Genomic DNA, 13,552 nt, shown 5'->3' on the forward strand with positions numbered 1-13,552 from the left:
AGCAACTAAAACGTCCGAATGTTCCCATGTTTATTGCCTAGTTGTTTGGCGCACGGCGCGGCTACACCGCGCCATTGCTTGTGACAGTTGCGTAAGTCCTGGCTAGGTGAACATAACTTGATACAAGAAGCAAGCTTGAGAGTTGATCGCTCTTATTATGTCACGCTTGTATTGGGGAATAGGGACTGGGAAGATTTGCTTGATATTAGCTCAATCTTGAATCCTTAATCCCCATTACCCTTATTCCCAAAAGGGGCATCGAGTTTCCCAATCGCTAATTTCCAGTCAAAATGCCTAATCAAATTTGGTTATCACAGTTGCAAAAACATCGGGTGATCGCAGTCATCCGCGCCCCTAAAATCGAAGTGGGACAGCAAATGGCAATGGCTGTAGCATCTGGGGGAATGCAGTTAATTGAGATTACCTGGAATAGCGATGGCGCTGGGGAATTAATCAGTCAATTACGTTCAGAATTACCAGCCTGTACCATTGGCACTGGTACGCTATTCAATGTGCAGCAGCTACAAAAAGCAATCGCATCTGGGGCGCAATTCCTCTTTACACCCCATGTTGACCCAGAAATGATTAGAGCAGCACAAAAAGAAGATGTACCCATCATCCCAGGAGCTATGACTCCTACAGAAATTGTTACCGCCTGGAGTCAGGGCGCTAGTTGTGTAAAAGTGTTTCCTGTGCAAGCAGTGGGAGGAGTAGACTATATCAAAAGTTTGCAAGGGCCACTAGGTCAGATTCCCTTAATTCCTACTGGCGGCGTGACTTTAGAAAATGCTAAAGAATTTTTACAAGCCGGAGCGATCGCTGTCGGTTTGAGCGGTGAATTATTTCCCAAAAAGCTTGTCACAGAGGAGAATTGGGAAGCGATCGCATCTGGAGCGAAAAAGCTGGTACAACAGTTAGGTTAACTTAGAATCAAATCATCAAAAGTTCACGTCTATTAAAGTAATAGATAGGGAAATAAAGGTGAAAACTGATAAGTTTCTCAAGACTTGATGATTTAAGTGTGAGTGTATCTAAAATGAAAAAACTGATTTATTCTGACTGGGTGCGTCGCTTACAAATCCTCCTCACTGGTACAGCACTGTCCGTAAGTGTTTTTACTACTACTGGAACCAGTGAAGTTTGGGCGAATTCTAAAAATCAAGTGATTGCACAAAAAATCCAGACATTACAACAATCGGATAAACGCTGGATTCAAATTGATCTTTCAAAGCAACGATTAATAGCTTGGCAAGGTGACAGAGTGGTTTATGGAAGTGCTATTTCCTCTGGCAAAAAATCCACTCCCACTCTTATTGGTACTTTTAATATTCAATCCAAGTTCAAAACTACACGGATGCGGGGAAGCGGCTATGACGTTCCCAATGTTCCTCATGCAATGTTTTACCAAGGTAATTACGGTATTCACGGAGCTTACTGGCATAAAAGGTTTGGCACTCCAGTCAGCCACGGCTGTGTAAATCTCGCACCGAAACATGCTAAATGGCTATTTGAGTGGGCATCGGTAGGAACACCAGTAGTAATTCAGAAATAGTAGGTGAAGCAACCAAAAAGCAATTTAGAGAAAATCATTAATAACAACAAATCAAGACAATTGAGTGATTCCCAGCAATATTTTATGCTGGGAATCTTCGGAGTCGGAATTACGGAATTTGAAATAAAATATAGAAAAGGGCATTTAACGATTTGCCCAATAAAATAAGCGTGAATCCTGACAATTACTGTGTGAAATTAAAAATGCAAATATAACTTTGGGGAAAGTTTGTATTTAGGCATTTAAATGACAGATTTTTGGTAAAGGTTGTCCTTTGTAATTAGTCATTAGTCATTGGTCATTAGTTAGAACTCATCATTTGATCAAGGACAAATGAAAAATGTGCAAATTGGATGCAGATTAGCTTAGGACTTGTTTTGAAAAGCATTAGCGGATGAATTGCGTAAATCCTCAACAGAAAGTGAGTAGCCGATCTGGAAATTTGTAATTTTCCAGAAAATTACTTCACTTCATAATTTTTGCGTAGTTTATAAGGCAAGGCATAATGCAATATTGGATTCGCAGTGGTAGGATTCGTTCTTCAGGAACTTTTTGTACAGGCGTGGCCCTGATGATGACAACTTTATTTTCTTGGTCACCACCTTTAGCAGGTACACCGAACTTTAGTACAGCAACAGCCGCGTCAACGAATGAAAACAACATCACTGCATCTAATATTAGGCAAACATCCCAAACTCGCTGGATTGAAATTGATTTGTCAGAGCAACGCTTACGTGCATGGGAAGGTAAAAGACTTGTTTATTCATATCGCATTTCTGGAGGCAAGCGATCGACCCCTACACCTATAGGTAGATTTCGGATTAATTCTAAGTATCGCACTCACCGGATGCGAGGCAGAGGCTACAATATTCCTGATGTTCCTTACACAATGTATTTCTACAGAGGCTATGCCATCCACGGCGCTTACTGGCATAATCGTTTTGGAACTCCAGTCAGCCACGGTTGCGTGAATTTACCCGTTAAGCAAGCACGCAATGTTTACAACTGGGCTAGGAATGGAACTTTAGTAGTGGTGCGGAAATAATTCGTAATTAAGAGTTGCAATTCTGCCTTTAATGTAGGGTGCGTTACACTCGGTAAACGCATCCTAAGCTAATCGTCATTTAAATTGCACCATTTTTAGGGTGATAAAAGCTGCAAACCCTCTCCCCTGCTCCCTGCCCCCTGCCCCCCTGCGATCTCAATGTGCAAATTAAATGCGTAACAGCTTACATCACTCCTAGACTAAAAACACATCTTCGAGGGATTTAGGAGCTATGAGCTACTCAACTACTCAACTACTTACCCTGGAGGAGTTTCTGAAGCTCCCAGAAACAAAGCCTGCAAGTGAATACATTAACGGTAAGATTCTTTCTAAGGCAATGCCAAAAGGGAGACACAGCCGCTTGCAAGGCAAACTCGGTGCTGTTGTTAATGAAGTCACAGAGAATCAGAAAATTGCCTATGCATTTCCCGAATTACGGTGTAGTTTTGGGGAACGGTCAATTGTACCTGATGTAGCTGTATTTCAGTGGGGACGCATACCGTTCACCGTTGATAATGAAGTACCTGATAATTTTGAACTTCCACCGGACTGGACGATTGAGATTCTTTCGCCAGAACAAAAACCCAACAAAGTAATTGGAAATATTCTCCACTGTCTAAAGTATGGTAGCCGCCTTGGATGGTTTCTTGATCCTGATGATTTCAGTATTTTGGTATTTCTACCAGAGCAACAACCAGTGTTACTCCAAGGAGAAGATTTTTTGCCTGTATTACCAGAAATTCAACTTGCATTAACCGTCAATCAAGTTTTTGGATGGTTAAAAATGGGTGGTTAGAAATAACTCGCCTGGAATGATAAGGTACGACGGCAAATAGCTCATCGTAGACATCGCTCTCTGGCGAAAAACAAATATAGATATAAATCATGTCTATAATAGACATGATTATGAATAAAAGAGGTAGGAGAATGAACTGGAGAATTGCAGAAGCGAAACAGAGGTTCTCCGAACTAATTCATGCCGTAACTAAAGAACCGCAACTCATCTATAACCAAAATGAACTGGTGGCTGTTGTTGTCGAAGCTGAGATGTTTGAAGAATTTTTGAAGTGGCGCAAGCAACGCGAAAAGTTTTCTTTAGCTGATGCCTTCAAAGAACTACGTCAGATAGCTGCCGAAGAAGATTATATTCTCGAAGTACCCTCCCGCCAAGACCGTCTTAAGCCTTTCGCTGATGCCATCGATAACTTTTCTCTGTGACACTAACATTATCAGCGAATTAGTAAGAGTACAACCTAACTCTGGTGTACTGAAATAGGCAGAAAGAGTTTCTTCAATAGTTCTGAGTGCAATCACTGTTGAAGAAATATTTTACGGACTGACATCCAAGCCTAACCCTAGAATTCAAATATGGTTTGAGAGTTTTTTAGAAAATAACTGTCAAGTATTGCCTATCACCATTGAAATTGCCAAGCGCTCCGGTGAATTGCGAGGTCAACTAAGATTAAGTGGGAAAACACATACCCAAGCAGATATGATAATTGCTGCTACTGCTCAAATTCATCAATTGACTTTAGTAACGCGCAACATCCGGGATTTTGATGGCTGCGGTATCCCACTTTTAAATCCTTTTAGTTAATTAACTCAACTGTGCCACAAGTTGATTTTCCAACAGCGTATCATTGGTTAACAAGTCTTCAACGGTGATTCGCAAAAAGCGCTGTTCATCAACTTGAAAGAGGATTTTTATACGATCGCTTCCAGGATATCCAGCTGGTGTCAGTTGGGCAATTGTCCTCGCACCTTCTTGATCGTTGAGGGGTTTGACGCTGGTTTCAGTATTGTCCATCCGGCGAGTAATTAAGCGATCGCCATCAAAATAAACTTCAGTACTACCCGTATCTGCTCCCAATTCTCCCATAATTAGTTCAATGCTGGGCTGATTTTCCACTGAAGCGCCTAAGACTAATTCCACTGGTTGACTCATCGGATATGCTTGCCCAGCTTTAATCAAAGAATGCCATTTGTGACGCTGATTGCGGTGATCCCAGTAGCGAATACCATAACTATGGTATAGAAAGTCTTTAATTTGTATCCCTTGTGCTAATTGTAATGCACCTTGAGCGATCGCTTCAAAGGGACGTTCACAACGGATTTTTTCTGGTTCAAAATACTGTTTGATCCATGTCTGCACTGCTGGTAATTGCGCTGTCCCACCAACTAACAAAACTGCATTAATATCAGGAAGTTCAATTCCTTGCCGTCTTGCTTGCTGCAACAGTGTCGTCATCGACTCATCTAGCAACTCAAAAAATGCGTGTTCTTTGAGGATATTTTCAAAAGTATCACGGTTTAATTCCAGTTCATAGCTTTCAAATGTCTCATCATCAAAATAAACTTCACTAGCTTGATTTTGAGTTGATAGCTGAATTTTTACCCGTTCTGCCAATCTTGTTGTCAAGGGACTTATCGCCAATTCCTGAGTTTTGGCAAAGTAATCTACCAACCAATTATCAATATCAGTACCGCCCAAATTTTGCCCAGCTTTCGCCAATACACGGGCAGTTTTGACTTTTTGCTTTGAATCTTCAGCCAGAGACTTATTACCCCACTTGAGGAGAAATCCGAGCGGCTTTGTGGTTGCTTGCACGCTTTGATCTAACCGGACAAGGGATAAATCTAAAGTTCCACCGCCAAAGTCAATCACTAAAAGAATTTCTTGATCTGCCAAGCCATAACCCAAGGCGGCGGCTGTGGGTTCATCTAGCATTCGCACCTGTTCGACCGGAAGGGCTTGACAAACTGTCCCCAACCAGTGACGATAAGCTTCAAAACTGTCTACAGGTACGGTTAACACAAGAGAATCTAACCCCCCTTCCAAGGGTGCTAGTTCTTCAATTACTTTGGTGAGGAACCATTGCCCTACTTGCTCAAAGGTGACAATTTGCCCATCTAATTCGGGTAAGAAACCTTGGATATCTGCACCGATACCGCGTTTGAAGCTGCGGAAAAATCGGGTTTCCCCTTTGAGGTCAAGACCGCGATCGCGTACTTGTTGCCCTACTAAGACTTGATTTTTTGTTGCGTCTTCAACATAAACCAAGCTGGGAATCAGTGGTGGATTGAGACTTTGTTTAATTGATAAACCTGGTAAATTCAGGGTTTCTGGCTGCTGGGTTACAGGGTTCCAACGAGCAATGACTGTGTTGCTAGTACCAAAATCGATTGCGATCGCCATATTTTATATTTATTCTCTTGCACGAAGAGGCCAAGATTACTTTATTTTTGATTATTCTCTATAAGCCATCAACAATGCAATTGATAATCCAACGGTCGTTTGGCAAAATTAAACAGGCGATGCTTACGGTGGCAAGCTACGCAAAAAATAATTTGATGCAAAATCAATAGTTTTGCTATAGCTACCACCACCTTTAAAGCTCTATTCCTAACTTTTAACTCAATCTTCATGCCGTAACTGCCATGCTGCGCCGCAAGCGGCCCCAGCCCCAGCTACCAATCCGGTACTCATTCCTAGTATAGTTTTTTGCATTGGATCTTGGGTTAGACATTCACTTGTAACCTTAGTGTCTTCCAAGCAGAGATTACTTTCTGCCCAAGCAGCAGTACCCCCTAAAATTACACCAGTTATGCTACAGCAAACAACTAGCAGCAAAAGACGTTGCGTTTTTCTAACCATAGATAGATGTGTCAAAAATTAGAGATAGTGATTCACTCTCAATTACTTTACACATACTTGCTAGCAAATGTCAGCTGGTTTTAAGAAAACTGGTTGCTGTTCAAAACCTAGACAACTATTAAAAAATCTGATTAGACATCGCATCTAAAAAAAATAACCCCTGGGGAAGGGATATCACCAGAAGTTTTTAATAAAGGCATTGGAATAGGCAACTATTATAAAAATAAATTTATCTTTTGCCAACACTGCTTTCTCCTTCTCAAAAACAGGTCAAAGTTAACTTTGCCTGTAATTAAGGATAAAAATTGGACTGATAAATCGCATAGCTGATATTTTTACCTCTTTTGAGGCACTAATACAGGTAGTTGATGGTCACCTGCTACGGATTTGGCGTGTTGTCCAACAGTCAAAACATTAAACTGACTGGATATAAGTTCTAAACTTTTGTTCACTATTGCTAGCTTCTTGTACGTGGGGAGACTCATTCCAGGGAAGAATGATAGCTCTGGCACATCCTCTTGACTTACAAAGTCTGTAGGATGGAATAGCAAAGAAGGCTGGACACGCATAAGTTTACACAGCCACAGGGCAATTCGCAGGTAGAGTAACGCTACTTCCGAAGAAAATGTACTTAGGTACATTATGTAACTGAAGTGAATTGGCACTTTAAAAATTGGCATCGTCGTAACGGGAATTTCAGTGAGTTTATCCTTACCCATGTTCCACTGATAAGGTTTCAGAGGCTGCAAACCCTCTTTGAAACCGCCAAATAGGGCTTCCCGTTTCTTCCGTTCTTCCTTGCTCAGTTTACAAGTCATCAAATAATACGCTCGTGCAATAGGCCCCAAAAATGTGGGAAAAGTTGAAGCATCATATTCGTATCCCCGTCGTGCTAAAACTTTCAATACCGCAGGAGAAAAACTGTATCCAGGCCCCCGGAAGCCGATAGGATGTTGATGAGTGACGCGCTTGATATGTTTCTCGGCCAAGGCGATTTCTTCTTCAATCTCATTCTCTGAATACAGATGTAGCCAAGGATCATGGTAGAATGAATGATTGCCAATTTCGTGGCCTGCGATCGCGATCGCTTGTAATGCCTTGGTGTTCTTTTCCAGCGCCGCATCCTGGCCCACAATGAATACTGTAATTGTCAAATCCCATTGCTGAAAAATATCTAAGAAACGAGGAACTGCAATATCTAAGTAAGAGGGGAAAGTCTCCCAACCCGGAGCGCCCTGATTTTTTAGAAAAGACCAAACATTATCCAAATCTAAAGAAAGACTAGCTATTGGTTTGTTTCCTTGTCGCTTGGTTTTCATCATGAGTTTAAGTATTTGGATAATTATTAAAGGTAAATATAGATAGTATTAGATTTGGGCTTTATCGCTCAAATTTTGTTCTTCGACCCAGCGCTGGTTTTAGGATAAATCTCAGGTCATCAATATATCATAACCAAGACACATTTAAAAGTATAAGTAAGTTTTAGCGTAGGCGTAGCCCGTCGCAGACATCGCACTAGATTATAGAAGTAATTGATGATTTGGATGCTCAATTTATATCATTACTTCCAATAAAAAGCGATCATACAAAAAATATTTTACACATTCTATATATTGATTTGTTGCCTCTGGGTAAAACACATTGCAATTCCCTTTTCGTAATAAGCTGCCTCATTAATAAAAATCGGCCAAACGGTAGATGCGCCTTCATAAACAATTGTTTTACCATCAAAAGTTATAAAAATCGGATCTCCTGGGTTCAAGGCTTGATAATCCTTATCCTGAAGCTCTGGATGAATCATCCCAAAGATTTTACCATCCTGTTGTTTTGGATAGTCCACAACTGATAAATGGTCATAGAGAATCAACGTTTCGTTAGTTGATGGAATTGCACCCTGGTTCAACCCTTCTATATAGTCCAGAACCGTAGAAATAAGTTCCTCTGTTTGTTGAAATAGCTCCGCTTTTAAGAGTCTTTGGGCAATGGGGCCAACCTCGATCGCAAAGCCTAATTCGCACAGGGAATTTACAAAGGGGTTTTCTTCAATTGATTTAAAAGAGCAACGATAAACCCTAACTAAAGGATTAATCTGGCTCAGATAAGCAGCCAATTTCAAGTTTAAGGGATGACTGTTTACCAAAATAATTGTCAGGCCCATATTAGCTGTACTGCTGTGTAAGTCTAAGATAAAATCTGCTTGTTTATCCCTGTTTGATGCTAGAGTATCCTGTATTGATTTAGCTTGTAATTCTTCATAACTGCTCAGAGTCGGATCTTGTAAATCTTGCTTGAGAAAACAGCGATTTAAATCCTTCTCTACATATCGTCTCCCCGCCGCAAAAGCGTTAGGATTTGCTAACAGAGTGACTGTCTCAAAACTTGGCCTAGCAATCAAGTCAGGAAACTGGGCAAATTTTTGGATTAAGTATGCCCCCGTAAACTCATTACCATGAGTTCCACCGACAATTGCAACTCGATTAATCTGGTTCACGATTACACCAACTCCAGAATACAGCCATCGAGGTATCAGTTCTCAATGTACCTTATGAAGCATTCACCGTACCGATGCGATCGCGCCCATGTGGTTGATAAAGATAAGACATATCAGGCCCATTGGGAATGATCCCGCCCGGATTGAGTGGGAATAGGTTTCCGTAGTAGTCTCGCTTTACACTCTCTACATCGCAGGTGTCAGCGACACCTGGAAGCTGATATACATCGCGTAAATAAGCTCCCAGGTTATGATAGTCTCGAATTCGCTGCCTATTGCACTTAAACAAGCCATAATAGGCGCTATCAAACCGAAATAACGTCGTGAATAAACGGACATCTGCAAGCGTGAGATTGTCTCCACACAGATATCGACTAGTGTGCAATACAATGTCAATCTCATCGAGAGTTGCAAACAGTTCATTACAGGCTTGATTGTACGCTTCCTGACTTTGGGCAAAGCCGCAGCGATACACACCATTATTTACCGCGTGATAAATCTTCTCATTCCACCAGTCAATTTTTTCTTTGAGTGCTTCTAGATAAAGATCGAGCGTGGGATTGTTGGCGAACTCGTTAAATTCAGAGTTCAGCATGACGATAATCTCTGAACTCTCATTATTGACAATAGTTTTTGTTTGGTTATCCCATAGGATTGGAACTGTAGAGCGTCCACTGTAACCAGGTTCTGCCAGTTGATAAAATTCAGCCAGTGTGCGACAACCTTCTTCTTCCTCGTTGAATATCCAACCGCCTTCAATGGGAGAAGGAGAGACGATACATACTGATATTACTGCTTCGAGTTTTTTGAGCGATCGCACAACTAAAGTTCGGTGCGCCCAAGGACAGCCCAGCCCAACATAAAGTTTGTAGCGCCCTGCTGCTGGTGGGTAAGGATTTCCTTCTTCTGTGCCAATGAACTTCCGAAACTGGCTATTAGGACGAATATAAGCTCCCGACTGATTACTAGGAGCAAGCTTTGACATCATGATCTGCCACATAGTCGTCCAGACAAACTTTCCCAGCCAAATGATCAGCTTGGGAGGGAGTGTCCTGCCCTTTTTTTTGGGACGATTTTTCTGGTCATTCATTGGAGTTGAGTTGTTCATGGCGACAATCTTGCTTTGGGAGCGATTGACGTTACCACTGTTTCTACTAAGTAGGTTTCGATTTTTACAACCCACTCTGAGCTTTACTACTCTACTTTACTATGCTTTGTATCATCCTGATTAGAAAAATCTCTCGCCTCTGAGCGTAATCATCTCAAATTTGCGTAGGCAAAGCCCATCGTACCCCTACGGGGAAGCAAGCTACGCGTAGCGTTCCGTAGGAAAGGTATCGCAGCCAAGAGCGATCGTCCCATCTAAAAAACCTACTTACTTTTCGCAGCTTAATTTGCTCATCTCCTGTAACAAATTGCCAATCTATTTAACAAAGACTTAAGGAGTGATGTCGCGATCCTCTTAATTCTATTAACTATGTATTTTGTAGTGTATTATACCTGTAATAAAGTTTTATCTAATTATTTTTTTGTCAACAAATAATAAACATAAAAATTTTAATTTACATCTTCCAAAAAATAAATCTCTTATGGGGTAGGCATTTTACCCTGCCTATTTGTCCAAATCAAATGCGCGACATCTGAGTGTTTAATTTAGTCACAAATCGAAGTCAAAAACACAAATTTTTAGCCATTAATGCCCAATATCAAGCTCTGAGAGGTATATACGTCATATTTAAAAGCATGGTTCCTCCTTTCCGAGAAAACACAGTACAAAGCTTAATTAGATACTCGCGTAATTACTAATAGAAAATCGGTATTTACCTGATCTTGTTATAAAAAACATTACATCTTAATATTAGAGAAGCCTAAAAAAGTATAGATATAATTTAGAAATAAGTTACTGAAACAAAGAACAAAAACAAAAAATTTACGTAGGAATAATTGTAAATAAAATGACTCAATCTTATAACAACCCTAACCTTCTAGAGGAAACGGATTTAGGGACTTTCATCGCTCAGGCTACTACCACAGACAAATGGCAAGTATTGTCGTACAATGCTCCAATCCTACCTATACATGCCGCTCTACTTCGTACTGGTAAAGTATTCTTTTTCTGCGGTTCAGGTAATGATCCTAGTCGGTTAAATACTCCCTATGACAGTGTGGTTTGGGATGTAAATAAAGGAACCTTTACCCGTCAGAAGGCTCCATTAAATAGTAACAATCAACCTATTGACCTTTTTTGCGCTGGTCACTCCTTCCGCCCTGATGGTCGGTTAGTGGTTGCGGGTGGAACTTTGCGCTACGACCCATTTTATGGTTCACCCTCTGGTCTGTTGTTTGATCCCATTACCGAGAAATGGGTCAAGATACCACCAATGAATAATGGTCGTTGGTATCCTACTGTGTTAACGCTAGGCAGTGGTCGGATTTTTGTAATATCTGGGGCGGACAAAGATGGCAATGTCAACAAACAACCAGAAATTTATTCTGCTCTCTTTCCAAATGGTTGGAACGCTTTTCCGACAACTCGTTCCTACCCAGAATACGCAAATCTGTTTCTACTCAATAGTGGAAAAATCTTTTATTCAGGTGCTCAGATGGGCGGTAACTTCGGAGCAGCGCCAACTATACTAACTCTGCCAGGGACATTTACCGAACCCATTGCAGAACAAGTTGTGCCAGGGCTACAAGACCCAAGTTTCGGTAACCAAGCTACCAGTGTGCTTTTACCACCTGCACAAGACCAAAAAGTGATGATTATCGGTGGGGGTAGTGGTAAAAACGCAACAAACAGGGTAAATATTGTAGATTTAAAAGCTAGTAACCCAACTTACGTAGCAGCACAGCCTCTAAACTATGCCCGGATGCATCACAACGCAGTTTTGTTACCCGATCGCACAGTGTTTGTTTGCAATGGGAGCAAAATGAATGAGGACCTAACACAATCAATGCTGCCAGCAGAAATCTACAATCCAGCCACAAAAACCTGGACAGTAGTAGCTAAACAAAATGTCCCCCGCGTATATCACTCAGTGGCCTTGCTCCTACCAGATGGTAGAGTAGCCACAGCTGGGGGGAACCCTAGGCGTACTATCAATGAACTGCGATTAGAAATTTACAGTCCTGCGTATATGTCGCGGTCACGACCAATTATTCAGAGTGCTCCTCAAGCATTAAAATATGGACAGCAATTTACTATTCAGACACCCCAGGCTGGCAATATTAAATGGGTTAGTCTGATTAGACCAATGGCAACTACTCATTCCTGCGATACAGAACAAAGGTTAGTGGATGTGCCGATTAATTCTAGGAACGCTACTTCTCTTAATGTCACGCTAAGAGCCAATCGAAACATAGCAGTACCAGGCTGGTACATGCTTTTCATCAGTGACAATAATGGAACACCCTCAGTAGCAACCTGGACGCAAGTATCATAGCCTTACCCGTTTATGTTCAATAGACTTCTTGCAAAAGTCTCTAATACCCGACCCTCAACTTCTGCCTGCGCTTGCGGGGCAGGGAGCGTTTGTACTCAAATGCGGGGTAGAGTTCTTTATTTTTGATTGATGCAAGAGGTCTAATACACTGCTACTTAACAAACGTCATTAATTCTAGGAGTAGAAATATGAGTTACAAGCTATCACGTCGGCAGTTTGGCCAGTTAGTACTTGGTGGAACTATAGTATCTGGGCTTAGTTATATAAGCAACAAAACTTTGGCGCAAGCACCAAGTTACAAAATTATAGGTATAGATTCTGGCTCTATCATCACCACCGACCAAACGGTTGTTCCAGAGGTAGATATCACTGAATTAGATAGCACTGTCCCAAACATTGTACCCACAGATATTAAGCCTCTAGGGCTAGGACTTGTTTTGGAATCCCTTGTTTTGCAATCCTTAAATACAGGAAAGGTTCAGCTTCTAAGTCCACTAGTTTCTCAGATACTTGCCGAGCGCGGTACAGCTTTAGTAGAGTCTAATGAGACATTGAGTAACTTCGCTTTTTTAAACGATAGCAGCATTGCCCAGCTTGGTACAGGTTTAATAGAGTCTAATGAGACATTGAATAGCCTCATTGCTCCAAGGAATGGCATAGTTGCTGATCAGGTTAAACCTTTAGTAGAAGCTAATGAGACATTGAGTGGCTTCACTTCTTTAAGCGATGGCACACTTGTCGTAGCTATTACTCCTGTTACCGTTGGTAAGAAACAGGCCGCACCTACTCGCATTACATTTTTGGGTACGCCTGTAAAAACTTTGATAGTCTCAGGACTTAAACAGAATCAACAGCTTGGGAGCTTGCTAGGCACTATTGATGGGCGGCTCATGGGTTTAGTAGGTAAGAATAACGGTACACCACCTATTACATTGGTAGATATTAACCTTGAAACAGGAGAGATAAGTTCTATTAGTAAGGTTAAATTCCCGAACGATGAGCGGGCTAATAATCTAGCACAATGCCCAGACGGAAAACTCTATACGTCCTTAGTTGGATTGAATGGTGAAACAACTCTGGTGCAGTTAGACTCAAATCAAAAAAGCCCGATCAGACTGGCACAATTGAAATTTAATGGCCAAGCATGGAATAATGGCTTACAAAGCTTAGTTTGCTCTGCAACAGGTCAACTCCTTGCCTTTGGAGCTATGAGGTATGAGACACCTAATGCTGTGTATAACGTAGATAAGCAAAGTGGAAACATGACTCGGCTACAAGACTTTAACGCTAGTCAGATTACGCTTGCTCGTGGGTAGAAGGGATTGAAGAATAGGGCATTGGGCATGGGTAAGAGGACTTAGGGACA

At 41.4% G+C, this 13,552-nt stretch carries 13 protein-coding genes; 8 read left to right on the forward strand and 5 right to left on the reverse strand.

All coding sequences use genetic code 11. The features are described from left to right. Positions 1-290 precede the first annotated feature (290 nt). From H6G26_RS12420 to H6G26_RS12445, 6 genes are all read left to right on the forward strand, one after another. Entirely contained in the window at positions 291-923 is a 633-nt protein-coding gene (locus H6G26_RS12420) for a bifunctional 4-hydroxy-2-oxoglutarate aldolase/2-dehydro-3-deoxy-phosphogluconate aldolase (RefSeq protein ID WP_190729553.1), read from the forward strand. Positions 924-1,036: 113 nt separating this feature from the next. Beyond that, on the forward strand, positions 1,037-1,552 hold the full coding sequence (locus H6G26_RS12425) for a L,D-transpeptidase (protein WP_190729554.1): 516 nt from the start codon (positions 1,037-1,039) through the stop codon (positions 1,550-1,552). Positions 1,553-2,057: 505 nt separating this feature from the next. Further along, positions 2,058-2,597, forward strand: coding sequence for a L,D-transpeptidase (locus tag H6G26_RS12430; RefSeq protein WP_190729555.1), 540 nt, complete (start codon positions 2,058-2,060; stop codon positions 2,595-2,597). Positions 2,598-2,829: 232 nt separating this feature from the next. Next, positions 2,830-3,393: a Uma2 family endonuclease gene (locus H6G26_RS12435; RefSeq protein WP_190729556.1), complete on the forward strand. Its 564-nt coding sequence runs from the start codon at positions 2,830-2,832 to the stop codon at positions 3,391-3,393. A gap of 131 nt (positions 3,394-3,524) precedes the next feature. Then, positions 3,525-3,815, forward strand: coding sequence for a type II toxin-antitoxin system prevent-host-death family antitoxin (locus H6G26_RS12440; RefSeq protein ID WP_190729557.1), 291 nt, complete (start codon positions 3,525-3,527; stop codon positions 3,813-3,815). Between the two features lie 82 nt (positions 3,816-3,897). Further along, the gene (locus H6G26_RS12445; RefSeq protein ID WP_199326833.1) at positions 3,898-4,194 is read left to right on the forward strand and encodes a PIN domain-containing protein; all 297 of its coding nucleotides are present in this window, start codon (positions 3,898-3,900) and stop codon (positions 4,192-4,194) included. Here the strand turns inward: H6G26_RS12445 and H6G26_RS12450 are convergent, their stop codons facing one another. The 5 genes from H6G26_RS12450 to H6G26_RS12470 form a co-directional block, all read right to left on the reverse strand. Next, positions 4,195-5,793 (reverse strand): Hsp70 family protein, encoded by a 1,599-nt coding sequence (locus H6G26_RS12450; RefSeq protein ID WP_190729558.1) that lies wholly within the window; start codon positions 5,791-5,793, stop codon positions 4,195-4,197. Between the two features lie 219 nt (positions 5,794-6,012). Continuing rightward, a complete protein-coding gene (locus tag H6G26_RS12455; protein ID WP_190729559.1) occupies positions 6,013-6,252 on the reverse strand; it encodes a hypothetical protein in 240 nt (79 codons plus the stop codon). Positions 6,253-6,587: 335 nt separating this feature from the next. After that, positions 6,588-7,574 carry a polysaccharide deacetylase family protein gene (locus H6G26_RS12460; protein WP_242053691.1) on the reverse strand — a complete coding sequence of 329 codons (987 nt, stop codon included), beginning with the start codon at positions 7,572-7,574 and terminating at the stop codon, positions 6,588-6,590. Positions 7,575-7,858: 284 nt separating this feature from the next. Further along, entirely contained in the window at positions 7,859-8,743 is an 885-nt protein-coding gene (locus tag H6G26_RS12465; RefSeq protein WP_190729560.1) for an aspartoacylase, read from the reverse strand. A 52-nt stretch (positions 8,744-8,795) separates the two neighbouring features. Continuing rightward, a complete protein-coding gene (locus H6G26_RS12470; RefSeq protein ID WP_190729561.1) occupies positions 8,796-9,851 on the reverse strand; it encodes a glutathione S-transferase family protein in 1,056 nt (351 codons plus the stop codon). 847 nt (positions 9,852-10,698) lie between these two features. Between H6G26_RS12470 and H6G26_RS12475 the strand changes: the two genes are divergently transcribed. Both H6G26_RS12475 and H6G26_RS12480 read left to right on the forward strand, forming a co-directional pair. After that, positions 10,699-12,186, forward strand: coding sequence for a galactose oxidase-like domain-containing protein (locus H6G26_RS12475; protein WP_190729562.1), 1,488 nt, complete (start codon positions 10,699-10,701; stop codon positions 12,184-12,186). Positions 12,187-12,374: 188 nt separating this feature from the next. Continuing rightward, on the forward strand, positions 12,375-13,502 hold the full coding sequence (locus H6G26_RS12480; protein WP_190729563.1) for a hypothetical protein: 1,128 nt from the start codon (positions 12,375-12,377) through the stop codon (positions 13,500-13,502). The last annotated feature ends 50 nt before the right edge of the window (positions 13,503-13,552 follow it).

This window comes from Nostoc sp. FACHB-888, from assembly GCF_014696655.1.
Lineage (GTDB): Bacteria > Cyanobacteriota > Cyanobacteriia > Cyanobacteriales > Nostocaceae > Nostoc.